This window comes from Brevundimonas sp. (assembly GCF_052436175.1).
Lineage (GTDB): Bacteria > Pseudomonadota > Alphaproteobacteria > Caulobacterales > Caulobacteraceae > Brevundimonas.
Window position 1 is genome coordinate 1 of sequence record NZ_JBQVNM010000001.1, and the last position, 18,520, is coordinate 18,520.

Sequence of the window (18,520 nt, forward strand, 5' to 3'; positions counted from 1 at the left end):
AGGAGCTGGCGCGCCTGTCGGCCGATCAGGTCGGACAGTTTCAGCCGCTCGGCCACGGTCGCGACGGCGTCCATGCGGCGCGCGGCGCAGGCGAGGTTGAACACCCGCCGCGACAGGATCTCCGGCCCCCAGGCGAAGGGCGACCAGCGGGCGAAATGATCGGGCCAGGCCAGGGTTAGGCGCAGGGCCTCGCGCGCGCCGCGCTCGCCCTGGGTCATCAGCCCGCCCAGCCAGTTGAAGGCGTGCAGGTCGACGGCGAAGGCGCGGCTGGGGCTGGGGCGGTCCCAGGGGATTTCGTCGGGCTCGATCTCCAGACTGGCGCCGGCCAAGCTGAACCGGCCGCCGAGGATGGCCTTGCCCAGGTTGGCGTCCACGGGGCGGAGATCGCGGGGGGCGGCCGACAGGGCCGTGACCTTTGGCCCCTTCAGCGTCAGGGAATAGCCCGGCAGGCCGTAGAGCTCGATCCACATCTGCCGGGTCAGCAGGCGACCGGCCAGAGCGGGCCACAGGGAGGGGCCGGTCATGGGTCCGCCCGCCCGCACGGGGGTGCGGACCGGGGCGCCGCGCAGGCCGGGAATGGCGTCGGGCGCCGGGGCGTCGGCCTCGGTCGCGCGGCGGGCGAAGGCGCCGAGGGGGTTCAAGCGGCCTGCCCCGGGGCGGCCTTCAGGGCGGCGATGTTGGCGGCGTAGTGGTCGGGTCCGCCCTTGAAGACGAAGGAGCCGGCGACCAGGGCGTCGGCCCCGGCGGCGACGCAGGCCCCGGCATTGGCGGCGACCACCCCGCCGTCGACCTGCAGATGGGCGGGCGATCCTGCGGCGTCGAGAATGGCGCGGGCGCGGCCGATCTTGTTCAGGGCGCTGTCGATGAACTTCTGTCCGCCGAAGCCCGGATTGACCGACATGATGAGCACCAGATCGACGAGGTCCACGACCTCCTCGAGGATCGACAGGGGGGTGCCCGGGTTGAAGACCACGCCCGCCTTGGCGCCCAGGTCGCGGATGCGGCCGAGGGTCCGGTGCAGGTGGGGTCCGCTCTCGGGATGGACGCTGAGCACGTCGGCCCCGGCGGCGCGATAGGCCTCCAGCCAGGGATCGACCGGCGCCACCATCAGGTGGACGTCGAAGGGCAGGCGGGTGTGGGGCCGAAGCGCCTTCATCACGTCCGGGCCGAGGGTGATGTTGGGCACGAAATGGCCGTCCATGACATCGACATGGATCCAGTCGGCGCCGGCGGCTTCGAGCGCGGCGACCTCCTCGCCGAGACGGGCGAAATCGCTGGCGAGGATCGACGGACAGATCAGGGGCGCGGCCATGGCCGGTGGATAAGGCGGGACGGCGCCGGGAGCAAGGCGCAGCCTGCCGATCAGTCCTTCAGGCGCTCCAGTCGGGCGATGAAGAAGCCGTCGAGGCCGCCGTGTTCGGCCCACATGGAGGGCAGGATGCGCAGCCAGCCTTCGGGGGTCAGGGCCTCGGGCGGGGCGCCGAGGGCAGCCGGGTCGGCGGGGGCGGTGGCGAAGGCCGGGTTGCGGCGCAGGAAGGCGTTGACCTGGGCCTCGCCCTCCTCGCGTTCGAGCGAGCAGACGCAATAGACCATCCGCCCCCCCGGCTTGACCCGACCGGCGGCGGCGTCGAGCAGCCGATGCTGGACGTCGGCCAGGTTGGCCACATCGGCGGGCTTGACCGCGCGCAGGGCCTCCGGGTTGCGGCGGAAGGTGCCGGTGGCGGTGCAGGGGGCGTCGAGCAGGACGGCGTCGAAGGTGCGGGCGTCCTCCCACTCCTCTCCGGGGGTGACGACGATCTCGGCGGAAAGCCTCGTCCGTTCCAGGTTCTGGCGCAGGCGGCGCAGCCGGGGTTCGGAGCGGTCCAGCGCCGTGACCGAGGCGCCCGCAGCGGCGATCTGAAGCGTCTTGCCTCCGGGGGCGGCGCAGAGGTCCAGCACCGTCTCGCCGGATTGCGGGGAGAGGAGGCGGACGGGGACGGCGGCGGCCGCGTCCTGGACCCACCAGTCGCCGTCGTCGAAGCCGGGCCAGCCGGCGATGTCGCCGCGACGGCCGGTGCGGACCGTACCGCCGGGCAGGACCTCGCCTTCGACGGCGTCGGCGATCGCGGACGGATCGACGCCCGGCTTCAGGCTGAGGTCGGTCGGCGGTTCCTCGCGGGCGGCGAGGGCCAGGGCCTCGACGGCGGCCTCGCCCCAGGTCGCGCGCCAGCGGGCGGCGATCCAGTCGGGCAGGTTGGAGACGGCGGTGGTCAGGCCGGGCCCCTCGCGCTCGATGCCGCGCAGGACCGCGTTGACCAGGGCCTTGTAGGGGCGGGCCTTGGGATCGCGCTCGGCCAGTTTGACGGCGGTGGAGACGGCGGCGAAGGCCGGGGTCTCCAGCACCAGGGTCTGGGCCAGGGAGACGCGCATCAGGGTGCGGACCACCTCGGGCGGGGACTTCTTCAGGCGGCGGTCGAGGATCTGGTCGATCTCGCCCAGACGACGCAGCGCCGCCATGGCCACGGCGCGGGCGAAGGCGCGGTCCGGCCCGGGCAGGGCGGCGACGGCCGGAAGCGCCAGGGCCTCGTCCAGACCGCCGCGCCGGGTCAGGGCCGCATTGAGCAGGACGCCGGCGGCGACGCGGGCCTCGACGCCGATGTCCGTCGCAGGGTCGAGGTTCGAGGGATGAGGGTCGGGGGAGGGCCGGTCGGGCTTTCGAGGTCCACGTCCCTTTTCGGCCAGGCGTCGTCCGCGCGCGCCGGAGTCGTGACCCCTCGTCCCTCGCCCCTCGCCCCTCCGGTCAAACCGACACCAGCGTGCCCAGCTCGACCACGCGGCCGGGGGGGATGTGGAAGAAGTCGGTCGGGTTGGCCGCATTGCGCATCAGGAAGATGTACAGCTTGTCCTGCCACAGGGGCATGCCCTGGCTGGACGAGGGCACGACCGAGCGGCGCCCGAGGAAGAAGCTGGTCGACATGATGTCGAACTTCACCCCCTGTTTGCGGCACAGGCTCAAGGCGCGCGGCACCACAGGGCTTTCCATGAAGCCGTAGCTGAGGGTGATCTTCTTGAAGTCGTCGTTGATCGGCTCGATCAGGGTGCGCTCGCTGTCGGGCACGCGCGGCCGGTCGGTGGTGCGCACGGTCAGGATGACGTTCTTCTCGTGCAGCACCTTGTTGTGCTTGAGGTTGTGCATCAGGGCGACGGGGGCGACGTCGGGGTCGCTCGTCAGGAAGATGGCCGTGCCGGGCGCGCGGTGAGGCGGCCGGGCGCGCAGCATTTCGATCAGGTCCACCAGGGGCAGGCTGTCCTTCTTGGCCTTGGCCGACAGGATCTGCGAGCCTCGCGTCCAGGTCCACATGATCAGCACCAGGAAGGCCCCCAGCACCAGAGGCATCCAGGCCCCGTCGGGGATCTTCAGCAGATTGGAGGTCAAAAAGACGCTGTCGATGAAGCCGAACGGGATCAGGGTCCCGAACACCGCCCACATCGGCCACTTCCACTTCTTGGTGATGACAGAATAGGCCATCAGGGTGTTGACCAGCATTGTGCCGGTGACCGCGACGCCATAGGCGGCGGTGAGGTTGTGGGAGCTCTGGAACACGAACAGCAACACCAGCACCCCGATCAGCAGGAAGCTGTTGACCGCCGGGACGAAGATCTGGCCGGCCTGGGTCTCGGAGGTGAAGCGGATGTCGATGCGGGGCAGCAGGCCCAACTGCACCGCCTGCTGGGTCACCGAGAAGGCGCCGGTGATGACCGCCTGGGAGGCGATGATGGTCGCCAGGGTCGCCAGCAGCAGCATCGGCCAGTAGGCGATCTCGGGCACCATGCTCCAGAACGGGTTCTCGGACGCCGCCGGATTGTCGAGGATCAGGGCGCCCTGGCCGAGGTAGTTCAGCGTCAGGCAGGGCAGGACGAAGGCCAGCCAGCCCATGCGGATCGGCGCCTTACCGAAGTGGCCCATGTCGGCATAGAGGGCCTCGGCCCCCGTCACCGCCAGGAAGACGCTGCCCAGGATGACGAAGCCCAGGAAGCCGTCGTTGATCAGCAGCATGACGCCGTAGTGGGGCGACAGGGCGCGCAGGATAGAGATGTCGTCGAAGATGTGGAACAGGCCCAGGGCGCCCAGGCTGAGGAACCAGACGGCCGTGATCGGGCCGAAGAACTTGGCCAGACCCTCGGTCCCCTTGGACTGGACCAGGAACAGGCCGATCAGGATGGCCGCGCAGATCGGAACGATGAAGGGGTCCAGCGCGCCGTTGATGCCGGGCGCCTCCTTGACGCCCTCGATGGCGGAGAGGACCGAGATGGCGGGGGTGATGATGCCGTCGCCGTAGAACAGGGCCGCGCCGCAGACGCCCAGAATGAAGATCCAGGCGCTGCGTCGCCCGATGGCGTGCTGGGCCAGGGCCATCAGGGCCAGGGTGCCGCCCTCGCCCTTGTTGTCGGCGCGCATGAGGAAGAAGACGTATTTGAACGTCACCACCACCATCAGGGCCCAGAAGGCCAGGGAGACGACGCCGACGACGGCCAGGTCGCCGCCCACGCCGCCGCGGGCATGATCGATGGCCTCGCGCAGGGCGTAAAGCGGGCTGGTGCCGATGTCGCCGAACACGACGCCGATGGCGCCGATGGTCAGGGCCCAGAATCCGGCCTTGTGCGCGGGTCCATGGGCGGGCGCCGGCGCGACGGCGGTGGTGTCGGTGGTCGAGGAGGGCGGAGCGGGGGGAGCGCCGTCGCCTCGGGGATCATCCCCAGCCATGAATATCCTCCGGGCGGCGCCGAATGCGCGCCCATCAAAGCGGAGCGCCCATAGGCCCTTTCCGATCCCCGTTCAATCGTGGTCGGACGCAATCCGTATCACGGTGTTCACGCGGCCACAGGCCCCATCTCCATCCGGGGCCGTCGATTTGTGAATCCGGGGGGGAAGGCTTACCTTCGGTCTCCGTTCCGGTGAAACCATGTCCGACAGCCAACGCTTCCCCGTCGCCGCCCATGCCCTGGCCTATATGGCCCACAAGGGGGCGGTGGATGCGGCCTCCGCCATACCCAGCGCGGCGCTCGCCGCCTCCATCCCGACAAATCCGGTGGTGGTGCGCCGCGTCACGGCTCTGCTGGCCAAGGCCGGATTGATCGCCAGCCGTCCCGGCGCCTCGGGCGGATCCTGGCTGCTGGCCAAACCCGAGGCGGTGACCCTGGATCATGTATTGCGCGCGGTGAATGGTTGCGCCCAGCTGGGCTCTCCGCCCCAAGGCGCCAAGGGCTGTCCGATCAGCGAGCATATTCCGCGTCAGGTCGCCCGCGCGCTGACCGCCGCCGACGAGGCCGCCGGCGCCGCCCTGTCGAAGATCACCATCGCCGACCTTCTGGCCGAGAACCCGCCGTCCCTCGCCGGGTTCGGCCCGCACGCCTCCTGTCCGGTCGCGGCCTGAGGTGAGAAGTGGTCCGCATCGGACGGCCCTCATCACCGGGGCCTCGGCCGGGATCGGGGCGGCCCTGGCGCGGGAGTACGCCCGCAACGGCTGGAACCTGATCCTGACGGCGCGGCGCGAGGCGGCGCTGGAGACCTTGGCGGCGGAGCTGCGGGCCTCGCATGGGGTGGACGCCGCCGTCATCGCCGCCGACTTGGCCGATCCAGCTGCGCCCGCCGCCCTGATCGCCGAGATCGACCGTCGGGGCCTGACCGTCGATGGTCTGGTCAACAATGCGGGGTTCTCGAATACGGCGGGCTTCATCGAGACCGATCCGGCCGCCCAGCAGGCGATGCTGCAGGTCATGCTGCTGGCGCCGGTCGAACTGGCGCGGCGTCTGGCGCCGGGCATGGTCGAGCGGGACTTCGGCCGCATCCTGAACGTCGCCTCACTGGCCGGGACCATGCCGGCGACGGGCGGCGACACCCTGTATGGGCCGATCAAGAGTTTCCTGATCAAGGCCTCGGCCGGGCTGTGGCTGGAGATGCGCGGGACTGGCGTCCACGTCACCGCCCTATGCCCCGGCTACACCTACAGCGAATTCCACGACGTCAACGGCTCGCGCGCCGAGGTCTCGGCCGCCTATCCGAAATGGATGTGGCAGACGGCCGAGCATGTGGCGCGGGTGGGTTATGCCGCCGTGGAAGAAAACCGGCCGCGTGTCATTCCCGGTTGGCGCAACAACCTGCTCGCCGCGATCCCGAAACTCCTGCCCGACGGCATGGCCCTGAACATCATCGGCGGCCACGCGAAGCGGCTGAAGCGGATTTAGGGATTGGGGATTAGGGATTAGGGATTAGGGGCAGAGACCAGGCGGGCTGAAGGCTGCACTTCCTGCTTGTTCCCAATCCCTAGTCCCTAATCCCTCTTCTCAGTGCCCCCCGGCCGGATAGGGGGTCGTCACCGAGCCGGCGAACATGCCGGGCAGGGCTTCGGACAGGCCCATCAGGATGAACTGGATGGCCAGGGCGCAGAGGATCAGGCCCAGGACGCGCACGATGATGGCCAGACCCACGTCGCCGAGCAGGCGGCTGAGCGGTCCGGTCAGGGCGAAACAGACGAAGGAGACCAGGGCCGCAGCCGCGATGGCTATGAGCGAGGCGGCCGTGCCCGCCGCACCGATCTTCTCGGCCTCGCCCGCCTGGATGATGATGGCCGAGATGGCGCCGGGGCCGATCATCAGGGGGATGGCGAAGGGCACGACCAGACGCTGGAACCGGCGCCGGGCATAGCCGCGCACGTCCTTGGCGTCGCTGGCGGCGTCCTTGTCGGCGAAGGTGGCCAGGAAGTCCTCGCGCGCCATGTCCAGACCCAGCAGCAGCAGCAGGATGCCCCCCGCGATGCGGAAGGCCGCCAGGGAGATGCCGAAGAACTGCAGCAGGCCCAGGCCGGTGAAGAAGAAGAAGCCGAGGAAGACCGCCGCGAAGGCGCAGATCAGGGCCGAGACCGAGATGCGCTGACGCAGGGAGGCGCCCGCCGTCGCCGCGGCGAAGATCGGGATATTGCCCAGCGGGTCCAGCAGGGCGAACAGGGTGACGAAGAGGTTGACCCCCAGATCGAGCGCGTCCATCAGTCCCCCTCAGCCTGAAATCGAAACCGGCGCGCCGGTCGCGGCCCCTCCCTCGGGGCACCGTTCCGCCATAGCCGTTCGCGTGGAGTCCGTCGATGACCCTTGCTGAATCCTTCGCCGATCACGCCCCGGCGTCCGCCCCGGCGCCCAATCGTCGGCCCGACCCGCGCCTGATCTGCGCCCTGGACGTGCCGACGGCGGACGAGGCGCGGGCCCTGGTCGATCGGGTTCAGGATGCGGTCGGTTTCTACAAGATCGGACTGCAGCTGTTCGCCACGGACGGCATGGGACTGGCGCGGGCGCTCAAGGCCGAGGGACGCCAGGTCTTTCTGGACTGGAAGCTGCACGACATCGGGGCGACGGTGGAGAAGGCGGCGGCCGCCCTGGCCGAGGCCGGATGCGACCTCCTGACCGTTCACGCCCGGCCCCAGGTGATGGCGGCGGCGCGGCGCGGGGTCGAGGGGTCGGGGTTGAAGGTTCTGGGCGTCACCGTCCTGACCAGCCTGTCGGCCGAGGACGTGGCGGCGGACGACCACAGCCTGTCGCCCGCCGAACTGGTCGAACATCGGGTGCGTCAAGCCCTGGACGCCGGGATCGACGGGGTGGTGGCCAGCCCGCAGGAGGCGGCGCGGGTGCGCGAGATCGCCCGCGCGGCCGGACGCGAGGACTTCCTGATCGTCACCCCCGGGGTGCGTCCGGTCGGGGCGGCCCTGGACGACCAGAGCCGGGCGGCGACGCCGGAACAGGCCCTGAAGGACGGGGCGACCCATCTGGTGGTCGGCCGGCCGATCACGGCGGCGGCCGATCCGCGCGCGGCGGCCCTGGCCATCGCCGAATCCATCGCCCTGATCTGAGCCTCCCTGTCGGCCGCAAAAAGGCGGCCGTCGCGAGGACGGCCGCCTTGATGGCGTTGGGACCTGCGGGCCGCGGATCAGCCGCGCTCGCCGGGCTCCTGGCGGTAGCCCGAGCCGGTGGCGGGGGCGCGGGTCGGGGCCGGATAGCGCGTGGCCGGAGGGGGCGCGGCGACCGGGGCCGACGGCGGGGCGGCCACGTCACAGCAGTGCTCGTCCGGGTGATCCGGGCTGGCCGGGGTGAAGTGGATTTCCGGCGGGGCCACAGTCACGTCGGACGGACGCACATGGACGTCGGGCGCTTCGACGTAGACCTGGGCGGGCGCGACCTGAACCGGCGGAGCGTCGACGTAGATGGGCGGGCCCTGGATGTAGACGGAGGGCGACGGGGCGTAGATCGCCGGCGACGAGATGCGCATGCCGGGCGCCCGGACGCGGACCGGCGGCGAGGCGGGGCGAACCGTGTAGAAGGGCACGCTGATGGTCGGGACATTGCATTCGCAATCGCGACCGCCGGGGCCGCGACCGGCCCAGCGCGCGCCGTCCAGCGACACGGCCGATGCGCGCGCCGGACCGCCGACCAGAACATTGACGGGGACCGAAGCGGTCGCGCCATGGTCCGCAGCCACGGCGGATCCGGCGGCTGCGAGAGTGGCGCCCAGCGCCAGGAACAGAACTGTTTTCACGTTGATGGTCTCCCCAATCTCGCAATCCTTACCGGACCATGAACGACATTTGTTCGCCTTGCACCCGGGAGTGGGCAAAACATCGTTACTTTTCTCGCGCAGCGGGAGTGAGGTCGCGGGATGGGGATATGCTTGAGTTTCCCTCCCGCAGGGACCATCTGACCCCTTTCGCGTTTACCCGGAAACCCGTCTGTCCAGGACCGTCCATGACCTTCGCCGATCCGCAAGCCACGCCCAAATCCACCGACCAAGACGCCCTGATCGTCGAGGGCTCCGATGCCGGCTTCATGACCGATGTGGTCGAGGCCTCGCGCTCGCGGCCGGTCATCGTCGATTTCTGGGCGACCTGGTGCGGGCCTTGCCGCCAGTTGACGCCCGCGCTTGAAAAGGCCGTTCGTGCGGCTGGCGGGGCCGTCAAGCTGGTCAAGATCGACGTGGACGCCAACCCGGCCTATGCGGGCCAGCTGCGTGTGCAGTCGATCCCGACCGTCTACGCCTTCGTCGACGGCAAGCCGGTCGACGGCTTCCAAGGGGCGGTGCCCGAAAGCCAGATCAAGGCCTTCATCGACAAGCTGACCGGGGGGGCGGGCGTCAACACGGACGTCGAGCAACTCCTGTCGCTCGGCGACGAATCCCTGTCGCTCAACGATCTGGGCGGCGCGGCCCAGGCCTATGCCCATGTGCTGCAGATCGAGCCGGACAACCTGAAGGCCATCGCGGGCATGGCCAGCGTCTATCTGGCCGACGGCGACGAAGAGCAGGCGCGCCAGACCCTGGCCATGGCGCCGGCCGACGCCAGCGACCCCGCGATCCAGGCCGTGCGGGCGAAGCTGAGCCTGGCCAGCCAGGCGCCGACGGGCGAACAAGAGGCGCTGCGAGCGGCCGTCGCGGCGGCGCCGGGCGACCATCAGGCCCGGTTCGATCTGGCCTTGGCCCAGGCTTCGGCAGGCGATCTGAAGGGGGCGGTGGACAGTCTGTTGCACATCGTCGCCGCCGACCGCGAATGGAACGAACAGGCGGCGCGCAAACAGCTGCTGACGGTGTTCGACGCCGCCGGGGCCGGGTCGGACGTGGCGCGCGACGGCCGCCGTCGTCTGTCGTCGATCCTGTTTTCGTGAGCCGGAGATGGCCCAGGGCTACGTCAAGGCGTCGGACCTGCCGCAGGTCATCCCGATCTTCCCCCTGGGCGGGGCGATCCTGTTGCCGCGCGGCCAGTTGCCGCTGAACATCTTCGAGCCGCGCTATCTGAACATGGTGGACGACGCCATGGCCGGGGACCGGATGATCGGCCTGATCCAGCCGGCCGGCGGCCCGCCGGACCTGCCCAGCCTGACGGCGGTCGGCTGCGCCGGGCGGATCACCAGTTTCGCCGAGACCTCGGACGGCCGGTATCTGATCACCCTGACCGGGGTGTCGCGGTTCCGGGTGGCGGCGGAGCTGTCCAGCCCGACGCCCTATCGCCAGGTGCGGGCCGATTTCTCGGATCACGAGGCCGACCTGTCTCCGCCGCCAGACGGCCCGTTCGACCGCCCGGCGTTTCTGGCCGCGCTGAAATCCTATCTGGAGCGCCGCCAGCTGGAGATCGACTGGGACACCGCCGACGCCGCCCCGCGCGAGGCCCTGGTCAACAGCCTGTCGATGGCCCTGCCGTTCGAGCCGGCCGAGAAACAGGCCCTGCTGGAGGCGCCCGATCTGGACGTCCGCGCCGAGAGCCTGAAGGCTCTGCTCCAGATCGACGCCGCCGAGCGCGGCGACGACGAGAGCCCCTCGTCGATGCAGTGATTGAAGGGTGTAGGGCGTAGGGAGTAGGGAGTAGGGGCGTGATCCCGTTTTTTGCCCCTGACCCCCCCACAGCCCACTCCCCACTCCCTACGCCCCGGAACTCATGTCCGACGCCTTCCACACTCCCAACACCGTCGATCCGCGCCTGCTGGAGGTGCTGGTCTGTCCCGTGACGCGCGGGCCCCTGACCTATGACCGCGACGCCAATGAGCTGGTGTCCAAGGGCGCCAAGCTGGCCTATCCGATCCGCGAAGGCGTGCCGATCATGCTGGCGGAAGAGGCGCGGCGGCAGGACTGATCAGTCCAGCCCGCCCGACGGCGCGGCGGCCCCCGGTTCGCGGCGCAGGACGCCCTTGAGTTCCGACAGGCTGGTGGCGCGCAGGGCGAGCAGGCTGACGCCGTAGACCACGGCGCCGACGCCGCAGACGACCAGGACGGCGATTTCCTTGGCCATGAACAGGCGCGACAGCAGGGGATACTGCCATCCGGCCAGCAGCAGGAGGGCGGCCATGACGGCGCTGGCGGCGATGACCCGGCTCATGCGCGACAGGAAGCGGGGGCTGGGTCGCCAGCTGTTCTCGCGCATCAGGGTTCCGGCCAGCAGGGCGACGTTCAGCCAGGCCGAGAGGCTGGTGGCGATGGCCAGACCCAGCACCCCGTCGATGCCGCGCGACCGGAACAGGTAGAAGAGGGCGGTCCCGACCACCACCGTGAAGACCACCGAGCTGACCGCGAAGATCATCGGCCGCCGGGTGTCCTGCCGCGCGAAGAAGGGCGGGGTCAGGACCTTGGCCAGGACGAAAGCGGGCACCCCCCAGGCGAACTGGCGCAGGGCGTCGGCGGTGCGGGCCGCGTCGGCCGAGGTGAAGGCGCCGCGCGTCACCGTCGCGTCGATGATGAAGCAGGGGATGACGAACAGGGCCACGGCGGCGGGCAGGGTGAAGACCATGGCCAGGGTGAAGCCGTCGTCCATGGTTCGCCGTCCGCCCTCGTGGTCGCCGGTGACGAAGGCCCGGGTCAGGCGCGGCACCAGGGCCAGGCCGATAGCCACCCCCACCAGTCCCAGCGGCAGTTGATAGAGGCGGTCGGCGTTGTAGAGCACCGAGCGGGCGCCCTCGTCCGAGCCCGTCAGGACCTGGGACACGACCGAGTTCACCTGCATGGCCCCGCCCGCAAGCGCGCCGGGCACGGCCAGGGCGAGGGCGTGCTTCACCGTCGGGGTCAGGCGCGGCAGGCCCAGCCGGATGCGCACGCCCAGACGCTGGACCCCCCACCACAGCAGGCCCGCCTGAATGACGCCCGAGACGGTGACGGCGGCGCTGGTGGCCAGAAGGATCAGGGCCGGATCGGCCTGGATGAACCGGCCCGCCAGCAGGGGAAACAGGGTGCAGAGGTTGAGAAAGACCGGCACCGCAGCCGACAGGGCGAAGCGCCCGCCGGTGTTCAGCACCCCCGACAGCAGGGAGGCGATGGTCATGCAGGCGAGGTAGGGCATGGCCAGCTGGGTGGCGATGACGGCGGTGCGCATCACGCCCGCATCGTCGCGCCAGGCCGACAGCAGCCAGGGCATGATCCAGGGCATGGCGACCTGCATCAGGATGCAGAAGCCGGCGACCACGGCGAAGATGAAGCTGACGGCCTCCGAGGCGGTAACGGCGGCGGCCTCCTCGCCGTCGCGCGCCCGGGCGGCGCCGTAAACCGGCACGAAGGCCTGGGCGAAGGCGCCCTCGGCGAACAGGCGACGAAACAGGTTGGGCAGCATCAGGGCCGTGGCCCAGACGTCCATCATCGCCCCCTGTCCGAAGTTGGCCGACAGGGCCAGGTCGCGGGCGAAGCCGAGCACGCGGCTGCCGAGCGTCAGGCCCGACTGGACGAGGGTGTTGCGGGCCAGACTCAAGAGATTGGGCTCATCGGAACGGTCTCATCGCGGACGGCGGCGACAGGGTGTCGCAGGACCGGCGCGTCGGCCCTCGCTCTAGAATCAAATCCGGCGGCTGCGAAGCGGATTCAGCGTCCCGTCGGCCGAGCCTTGCGCGCCGCCCGGCCCAGTTCGGACACGTCGCGGGCGCTGGCCCGGGCGGGCGTCAGGCGGCGACCGGAAGCGGCGGGTTCAGGCGTGCGGTTCAGCACCGCCTCCAGCGCCGCGTGCACCTCGTCGATCAGCAGTTCGGACAGGTCTTTCCGCCCCGCCGCGTCGGTCACGTAGAAGCTGTCCACCGCCCGCTCGCCGAAGCCGGCGACATGGGCGGATCGGATCGACAGGCCATGGTCGCTGAGCGTAAGGGCCAGTTCGGCCAGGAGGCCCGGTCGGTCGGCCCCGGACACCTCGATGATGACGGCGTCGTCGCTGGCGGCGGTGTCGATCATGACCACGGGGCGGACGTCGAAGACGGCGCGGCGGGCGCTGGCGACATTGCGCGGCGGGGGCGGCGGGGCGCCGGTCCCGCGCGCGGCGCGCTCGAGGATGCGGACCAGAGCGGTCAGGCGGCGCGGCTCGGCCCGACCATAGGGTTCGCCCGCCCCATCCTGGATCTGGAAGACGTCCAGAGCCATGCCGTCGGGGCTGGTGGCGACGCGGGCGCCGGTCACGTCGGCCCCGGCCGCGGCCAGGACGGCGGCCAGGTCGGCGAACAGCATGGGTCGGTCGCGCGCGGCCAGCGCGATCTCGGTGGTCGCCTCGCCCTCGTCCATGACATTGCGGGCCTCGGCCGCCGCGCCTGCGGCCTCGGCGCGAGCGACCAGATCGGCGTGGTCGGCCAGGGGATCGACGGCCTCCGGATCCTCGCCCCGGAACACCCCCTCGACCCGGGCGTAGAGGCTGCGCATCAACTGGCCCTTCCAGCTGTTCCAGACGCCCGGACCCACGGCGCGGATGTCGGCCACGGTCAGGACCAGAAGCGCGCGCAGCCGCTCGGGATCGCCGACCAGTTCGGCGAAATCGCGCACCGTGCCGGGGTCGGAAACATCCCGCTTCTGGGCATAGTCCGACAGGGCCAGATGGTTGCGCACCAGCCAGACCACCAGTTCGATCCGGCGGGGATCGACGCCCAGCCGCTCGCAGGCCCGACGGGCGGCGATGGCGCCGTCCTCCAGTTGACCCCGTTCGCCCCCCTTGCCCACGTCATGCAGCAGCATGGCCAGCATCAGGGCGTCGGGGTCGGCGATCAGGTGAATCACCTCCGTGGCCAGAGGGTGGTCCTCCTCCAGCTTGCCGCGGGCGATGTCGTTGATGATGCCGATGGCGACCAGGCTGTGCTCGTCGACCGTATAGGCGTGATACATGTTGAACTGCGTCTGGCCGACGATCCGCCCCCATTCGGGCAGGAACCGGCCGAGTAGCCCGGTCTCGTTCATGATGGTCAGGACGCGATAGGGCCTCTGGCCATGGGCCAGGACGTTGAGGAAGGCGGCCGCCGCGCGCGGGTCGCGCCGGAACTTGGTCGTCACCAGACCCAGGGACCGCATGACCGCCGAGAAGGCGTCGGGATGCAGGTCCAGATCGTGCCGGTCCGCCGTGACGAACAGGGTCAGCAGCCGGACCGGATCCTGCTCGAACACATCCGGTCCGGCCAAGGACAGGCGGCCGCCGTCCTCGATGAAGGCCGGGTCGCCCAGGTCGCGACGCCGGTTGGGGCGGAACAGGCGCGACAGTCCCTGCGGCTTCTTCTGATGTCGGGCCTCCAGACTGGCGCTGACGGCGCGGGTCAGGGCGCCGACGTCGCGGGCGACCAGGAAGTAGCGGCGCATGAACCGCTCCACCGCCGGCTCGTCTCCCCGCCCGCGCCAGCCCATTCGCCGCGCCACCTCGGGCTGGAGGTCGAAGGTCAGTTTCTCCTCGGCCCGCCCGGCGGTCAGGTGCAGATGGCACCGCACCCGCCACAGGAAGTCGAAGGCGACCTCGAAGGTGCGGCGCTCGCGGGGCGTCAGGATGTCGTCCAGCACCCGGGCGCCCAGGACGCTGTCGGGGGCCAGGGATCGGGCGATCCAGAACAGGGTGTTGAGGTCGCGCAGCCCCCCCTTGCCGTCCTTGATATTGGGTTCGACCCGGTACCGGCTGGCCCCGGCCTTCTCGTGGCGAACGGCCCGCTCCTCCATCTTGGCGGCGATGAAGGGCCGGGGGTCGGCGTTGGTCACCATGCCCCGGAAGCGCCACAGGAAGTCCTCGGCCATGGGCAGGTCGCCGGCCAGAATCCGCGCTTCCAAGAGGGTGGTGCGCACCACCATGTCGGTGCGGGCCAGGGCCAGACATTCCTCCACCGACCGGGCCGCCGACCCGACCTTGAGCCCCAGATCCCACAGCACATAGAGGACGAACTCGGCCACCGTCTCGGTGCGGGCCGTGGTCTTCCACGGCCTCAGGAACAGGAGGTCCAGATCGGAAAAGGGCGCCAGAACCCCCCGGCCGTAACCGCCGACGGCGATCAGGGCCAGCTTCTCGGCCTCGGTCGATCCCTGGGGCGGATAAAGGGTCTGGGTCGTGAATCGCCACAGGGCGATCAGCATCTCGTCGGCCGCCGCCGAGTACAGACGCGCGACCTCCACGCCCGCCATTCCGGCCGTCAGTTTCGCGGCGATGCGTTCGCGCGCGGCGTGGAAGTGGCGTTTCAGCAGGCCGGCGACGGCGGCCCGGACGTCGGGCGCGTCGGCCAAGGCGTCCAGCGCCGCGTCGAGGGCGACGGGGCGGGCGTCTTTCACGGCGTCGGGAGGGTGAGAGGTCGGCATAGGCCCGGGGACTATAGGGGCGCGACGCCGATCCGTCGCGGCCTTCCGCACGGGCGAAAGCCCGCATGAGGTTCGGCCGGCGGCGAGAGGCTTATGGCGTCGTTCGCCGCCTTTTGGCAGGTTCGGCGTCGCACCTCTGGAGTGGGTTCGGGTGAAGGTCGGCGTCTTGTCTCTCTGCGGCTGTATCGCCCTCGCGGCGATCGGCGCCCTGGCGCGTCCGGCCGAGGGGCGGGAGACGCACCGGCCCGCCGCGCCGACGGCTGACGGGACGCCGCGCGTCATGACCGGCCCCGGCCCCGTCGGCGGGGACGCCTGGCTGGCGCGCGAGGTTCTGGACGAGATGAACCGGCTGCGGACCGACCCCGGGGCCTATGTGGCGGTGCTGCAGGAGTATCGCGCCCAGTTTCAGGGCGATCAGGTCATCCGGCCCGGTCGCGTCACCATCCAGACCCTTGAGGGCGTGGCGGCCGTGGACGAGGCCATCCGCTTTCTGCGTCGCCAGCCGCCCCTGCCGCCGCTGCGGCTCGATCCGGTGCTGGAACGGGCGGCGCGCGACCATGTGGTGGACCAGGGCCCGACCGGCTTCATCGGCCACTACGGCTCGGACGGGCGGGACTTCGCCGCCCGCATCGCCCGACGCGGCGGCGACCCCTATGGCGGAGAGAACATCTCCTACGGCTACGACACCGCGCGCGAGGTGGTGATCCAGCTTCTGGTCGACGACAATGTCCGGGGGCGTGGCCACCGGGCCAACCTGTTCCGCTCCGACTACGTCCGCGCCGGCGTCGGCTGCGGCCCGCATGCGATGTTCTACTACATGTGCGTGATCGACTATGGGTATGAGCCGGTGGAGAGGGACTGAGGGGGCCAATCCTGGGCGCGGCCGGTATGTCGGGAATCAGACCATCGGGCGATGGCGGCCTACGACCCTAAGCGGACCTCTACCGAACCTGCCGCCCCTTCCGGGGCGAACGGCCTCGCCCATGGTCGTGTGTCAAGCCGAAAGGCTGCAGGGCAACTTGACTAAGGCAAAGCTTACCTTAATCGAGAGAACATCATTCTTCCGACGAGACAAACTCCATGAGAATTTTTGAATTGTCGCGCGGGCTTGGGCTGGTGATGCTCTCCTGCTTGGGGATTGCCCTTGCTAGCCCTGCCGCAGCCCAAACAATTTCCGCAACCGACAGAAGTGTAAGCAACGGTCTACTTCCGTATGTGGGGCATTCCTTCAAAGCCACTGTGACGGGAACTGTGACCCAGATCCGCGTCGTATCTGACGCCGATACCAACACGGTTCTGCACTTAGTGAGCGGAGCAGGCACGGGGGTCACTAACAACGTGGTTGCGCCTCTGCGCAGCCAAGCTGTCGCTCTTACAGACTCGCGTCCTGGCCTAGCTTTCCAGACGATTACACTAAACTCCCCGCTGCCCGTAACAGCAGGTAGCGTCTACACGTTCGTATTCGAGTCTTCGTCCTTAAGAAGAGGTCCGGCCACCTACGCCGATGGGCTCCTCTATTTCTCGGGTAACACACCAAACTTCGCTAACAATCTGGCCTTCGAGGTTGTACAGGTCGCCGCTGCCCCGGTTCCCACCCTGTCGGAATGGGCGATGATCCTGTTCGTCCTGATGCTCGCGGGTGGTGCGGCGCTCTACATCCAGCGGCGTCAGCTCTCCGCATAATCAGCGTTCCGATCGTATCGGAAACGGCCCTGCTGGCGAGGGCGGGGCCGTTGGAATGTCTGATATCCACCTATCTCGGAAATTCGCCGCGTCCGCTTTCGCGACAGATTGAACCCGAGACCGGCCTCACCCCTCCAGCGCCTTCAGCCGATACAGCGCCTCCAGCGCCTCGCGCGGGCTGAGGGCGTCGGGGTCCAGGTCTGCGATCGCGAGGTCGAGGGGGGAGGGGCCGGCGGGGGCGGCGGCCGGTTCCATGACGGCGAAGAGGGGCAGGTCGTCCAGTCGGCCGTGGGCGGACTTTTCGGTTTCCAGCCGTTCCAGCACCGAGGCGGCGCGGGCGACGACGGAGGCGGGCACCCCGGCCAGTCGCGCCACCTGGACGCCATAGGACCGGTCGGCCGGGCCGGGCGTGGCCACCGGGCCAACCCGTTCCGCCCCGACTACGTCCGCGCCGGCGTCGGCTGCGGCCCGCATGCGCGGTTCTCCTACATGAGCGTCATCGACTACGGATATGAGCCGGTTGTGCGGGACTGAGGGGGGCCTTGGCGTCTCGGGCCGATGCCTCAGTCGATGGCCGCGATCGAATCCCTTTGCGGCGGCCGGGATCGTCGATCAACATGCGCCGGGTCTTTGCGTCCCGTCAACGGCTGAACGATCCAGTTCATTTGTCCCTGACAGGCGGATTTCCCTGATCTAGGCTCGTCGCAGGTGGGGATGCGGACGGGCGTTGTATGAGCGGGCGATTGACCATAGACGGCCTGGGCGGCGGGTCGCGGTCCAGAGATCTGATACCTCTGCTGCATTTCTCCACGGACGATCTGCCGCAAGAGGAACGGTATCGCGCCTGGTATCTGAGGGACTGGCCGCGAGCCGAGCCGATCTACCGCACCGAGCCGATCGAGCCGTTCGACACCCGCTGGGTCTCCGCCCAACTGGGACCGGTGATGTTCGCCCGGGTTGAGATCACGGCCATGCGCTGGGAACGCCGACTGGCCGATGTCCGCAACTCTGACTTCGATCCGATCATAGTCAGCATGATGAAAGCCGGAGAGGCGCATGGAGACTTCGATGGCCGCGCCCTGCGCGAGACGCCCGGGACCTTCCATTTCCACGACCTGGCCCGACGGTCACTGCACGTCTCGACCGGGAGCCTGACCTACAACCTGGTCCTGCCGCGCGAACTGGCGATCAATCGGTTCGGCCCGATCGGCGACCTGCATGGCCTCGTGGTGCCCGAAAAGGAGGCCAGACTGGCCTTCGCCCTGGCCGAACAGGTCAGCGACATGCTGACGGACATGGACGCCGACCAGGCCGAAAGCCTCGGCCGGATGTTCGTGGAGACCCTGGCCGTCGCCCTGGCGGCAGTCCGGCCTCGAACCCGATCGCCGGTCAGCGCGGAGCTGGCGCTTCGCCGCCGCGCGGTCGAGCGGATCGATCAGCGTCTCGGCGTCCGCGACGATCCGGCCATCGAGGATCTGTGCAGGACCCTTGGCACGACGCGCCGAAAGCTGTTCGCGGCGTTTCACGGCGATGGTGGAGTGCGCGCCTATATCCTGACCCAGAGGCTGGAACGCAGCCGTCAGGCCCTGGCCGACCTGGACCGGGTCGAGGCCATCGCCACCATCGCCCACCGGCTGGGATTTGCCGACGCCGCCCACCTGAGCCGCGCTTTTCGGAACCACTACGGCATGACGCCCAGCCAGTACCGGCAGTTGCTTCGCGCGGACCGCGAGATGCTCCCGCCTGAGGGATAGGCGGGCACATCCGTTCAAG

At 69.8% G+C, this 18,520-nt stretch carries 16 protein-coding genes and 2 pseudogenes; 9 read left to right on the plus strand and 9 right to left on the minus strand.

The annotated features are described in order from the left end of the window. The 4 genes and pseudogenes from ACT6QK_RS00005 to ACT6QK_RS00020 all read right to left on the minus strand — a co-directional run. Positions 1–641 (minus strand): annotated as a pseudogene (locus ACT6QK_RS00005) (heparinase); the annotation flags it as partial. Then, positions 638–1,312 carry a ribulose-phosphate 3-epimerase gene (rpe, locus tag ACT6QK_RS00010; RefSeq protein WP_444595768.1) on the minus strand — a complete coding sequence of 225 codons (675 nt, stop codon included), beginning with the start codon at positions 1,310–1,312 and terminating at the stop codon, positions 638–640. The pseudogene ACT6QK_RS00005 and the gene rpe, both read right to left, overlap by 4 nt. A 50-nt stretch (positions 1,313–1,362) precedes the next feature. Then, on the minus strand, positions 1,363–2,856 hold the full coding sequence (locus ACT6QK_RS00015; RefSeq protein ID WP_444595769.1) for an RsmB/NOP family class I SAM-dependent RNA methyltransferase: 1,494 nt from the start codon (positions 2,854–2,856) through the stop codon (positions 1,363–1,365). Then, a complete protein-coding gene (locus ACT6QK_RS00020) occupies positions 2,780–4,744 on the minus strand; it encodes a potassium transporter Kup (protein WP_444595770.1) in 1,965 nt (654 codons plus the stop codon). The genes ACT6QK_RS00015 and ACT6QK_RS00020 overlap by 77 nt, the downstream gene beginning before the upstream one ends. 199 nt (positions 4,745–4,943) lie before the next feature. Between ACT6QK_RS00020 and ACT6QK_RS00025 the strand changes: the two genes are divergently transcribed. Further along, positions 4,944–5,414 carry an Rrf2 family transcriptional regulator gene (locus tag ACT6QK_RS00025; protein WP_444595771.1) on the plus strand — a complete coding sequence of 157 codons (471 nt, stop codon included), beginning with the start codon at positions 4,944–4,946 and terminating at the stop codon, positions 5,412–5,414. Position 5,415: 1 nt separating this feature from the next. Then, on the plus strand, positions 5,416–6,225 hold the full coding sequence (locus tag ACT6QK_RS00030) for an SDR family NAD(P)-dependent oxidoreductase (protein WP_444595772.1): 810 nt from the start codon (positions 5,416–5,418) through the stop codon (positions 6,223–6,225). Positions 6,226–6,324: 99 nt separating this feature from the next. Here the strand turns inward: ACT6QK_RS00030 and ACT6QK_RS00035 are convergent, their stop codons facing one another. After that, positions 6,325–7,023, minus strand: coding sequence for a MarC family protein (locus ACT6QK_RS00035; protein ID WP_444595773.1), 699 nt, complete (start codon positions 7,021–7,023; stop codon positions 6,325–6,327). Positions 7,024–7,118: 95 nt separating this feature from the next. Between ACT6QK_RS00035 and pyrF the strand changes: the two genes are divergently transcribed. Next, positions 7,119–7,877 (plus strand): orotidine-5'-phosphate decarboxylase, encoded by a 759-nt coding sequence (gene pyrF, locus ACT6QK_RS00040; RefSeq protein ID WP_444595774.1) that lies wholly within the window; start codon positions 7,119–7,121, stop codon positions 7,875–7,877. Positions 7,878–7,954: 77 nt separating this feature from the next. Here pyrF and ACT6QK_RS00045 read toward each other — a convergent pair whose 3' ends face one another. Beyond that, a complete protein-coding gene (locus tag ACT6QK_RS00045; protein WP_444595775.1) occupies positions 7,955–8,560 on the minus strand; it encodes a hypothetical protein in 606 nt (201 codons plus the stop codon). A gap of 206 nt (positions 8,561–8,766) precedes the next feature. Between ACT6QK_RS00045 and ACT6QK_RS00050 the strand changes: the two genes are divergently transcribed. From ACT6QK_RS00050 to ACT6QK_RS00060, 3 genes are all read left to right on the plus strand, one after another. Next, positions 8,767–9,678, plus strand: a complete 912-nt coding sequence (locus ACT6QK_RS00050; protein ID WP_444595776.1) for a tetratricopeptide repeat protein — start codon at positions 8,767–8,769, stop codon at positions 9,676–9,678. Between the two features lie 7 nt (positions 9,679–9,685). Then, a complete protein-coding gene (locus tag ACT6QK_RS00055; protein WP_444595777.1) occupies positions 9,686–10,342 on the plus strand; it encodes an LON peptidase substrate-binding domain-containing protein in 657 nt (218 codons plus the stop codon). Positions 10,343–10,445: 103 nt separating this feature from the next. Then, positions 10,446–10,640, plus strand: coding sequence for a Trm112 family protein (locus tag ACT6QK_RS00060; protein ID WP_444595778.1), 195 nt, complete (start codon positions 10,446–10,448; stop codon positions 10,638–10,640). Here ACT6QK_RS00060 and murJ read toward each other — a convergent pair whose 3' ends face one another. Together murJ and glnD are read right to left on the minus strand one after the other, a co-directional pair. After that, positions 10,641–12,239 carry a murein biosynthesis integral membrane protein MurJ gene (gene murJ / locus ACT6QK_RS00065; protein ID WP_444595779.1) on the minus strand — a complete coding sequence of 533 codons (1,599 nt, stop codon included), beginning with the start codon at positions 12,237–12,239 and terminating at the stop codon, positions 10,641–10,643. A 110-nt stretch (positions 12,240–12,349) separates the two neighbouring features. Then, a complete protein-coding gene (glnD, locus tag ACT6QK_RS00070; protein WP_444595780.1) occupies positions 12,350–15,064 on the minus strand; it encodes a [protein-PII] uridylyltransferase in 2,715 nt (904 codons plus the stop codon). Between the two features lie 151 nt (positions 15,065–15,215). Between glnD and ACT6QK_RS00075 the strand changes: the two genes are divergently transcribed. Together ACT6QK_RS00075 and ACT6QK_RS00080 are read left to right on the plus strand one after the other, a co-directional pair. After that, entirely contained in the window at positions 15,216–15,926 is a 711-nt protein-coding gene (locus ACT6QK_RS00075; RefSeq protein WP_444595781.1) for a CAP domain-containing protein, read from the plus strand. A gap of 218 nt (positions 15,927–16,144) precedes the next feature. Beyond that, positions 16,145–16,747 (plus strand): IPTL-CTERM sorting domain-containing protein, encoded by a 603-nt coding sequence (locus tag ACT6QK_RS00080; RefSeq protein ID WP_444595782.1) that lies wholly within the window; start codon positions 16,145–16,147, stop codon positions 16,745–16,747. Between the two features lie 126 nt (positions 16,748–16,873). Here the strand turns inward: ACT6QK_RS00080 and ACT6QK_RS00085 are convergent. After that, positions 16,874–17,161: pseudogene (locus ACT6QK_RS00085) on the minus strand (DNA mismatch repair protein MutS); the annotation flags it as partial. 329 nt (positions 17,162–17,490) lie between these two features. Here ACT6QK_RS00085 and ACT6QK_RS00090 point away from each other — a divergent pair. Then, positions 17,491–18,501: a helix-turn-helix transcriptional regulator gene (locus tag ACT6QK_RS00090; RefSeq protein ID WP_444595783.1), complete on the plus strand. Its 1,011-nt coding sequence runs from the start codon at positions 17,491–17,493 to the stop codon at positions 18,499–18,501. Positions 18,502–18,520 lie beyond the last annotated feature (19 nt).

Bases quoted from the DNA above. Each gene is read 5' to 3' on its own strand.
- ACT6QK_RS00035 (WP_444595773.1), bottom strand. From the start codon at position 7,023: ATGGACGCGCTCGATCTGGGGGTCAACCTCTTCGTCACCCTGTTCGCC.
- ACT6QK_RS00020 (WP_444595770.1), bottom strand. From the start codon at position 4,744: ATGGCTGGGGATGATCCCCGAGGCGACGGCGCTCCCCCCGCTCCGCCC.
- ACT6QK_RS00055 (WP_444595777.1), top strand. From the start codon at position 9,686: ATGGCCCAGGGCTACGTCAAGGCGTCGGACCTGCCGCAGGTCATCCCG.
- ACT6QK_RS00025 (WP_444595771.1), top strand. From the start codon at position 4,944: ATGTCCGACAGCCAACGCTTCCCCGTCGCCGCCCATGCCCTGGCCTAT.
- pyrF (WP_444595774.1), top strand. From the start codon at position 7,119: ATGACCCTTGCTGAATCCTTCGCCGATCACGCCCCGGCGTCCGCCCCG.
- ACT6QK_RS00080 (WP_444595782.1), top strand. From the start codon at position 16,145: ATGAGAATTTTTGAATTGTCGCGCGGGCTTGGGCTGGTGATGCTCTCC.
- rpe (WP_444595768.1), bottom strand. From the start codon at position 1,312: ATGGCCGCGCCCCTGATCTGTCCGTCGATCCTCGCCAGCGATTTCGCC.
- glnD (WP_444595780.1), bottom strand. From the start codon at position 15,064: ATGCCGACCTCTCACCCTCCCGACGCCGTGAAAGACGCCCGCCCCGTC.
- ACT6QK_RS00060 (WP_444595778.1), top strand. From the start codon at position 10,446: ATGTCCGACGCCTTCCACACTCCCAACACCGTCGATCCGCGCCTGCTG.
- ACT6QK_RS00015 (WP_444595769.1), bottom strand. From the start codon at position 2,856: ATGCGGCCAACCCGACCGACTTCTTCCACATCCCCCCCGGCCGCGTGG.
- ACT6QK_RS00050 (WP_444595776.1), top strand. From the start codon at position 8,767: ATGACCTTCGCCGATCCGCAAGCCACGCCCAAATCCACCGACCAAGAC.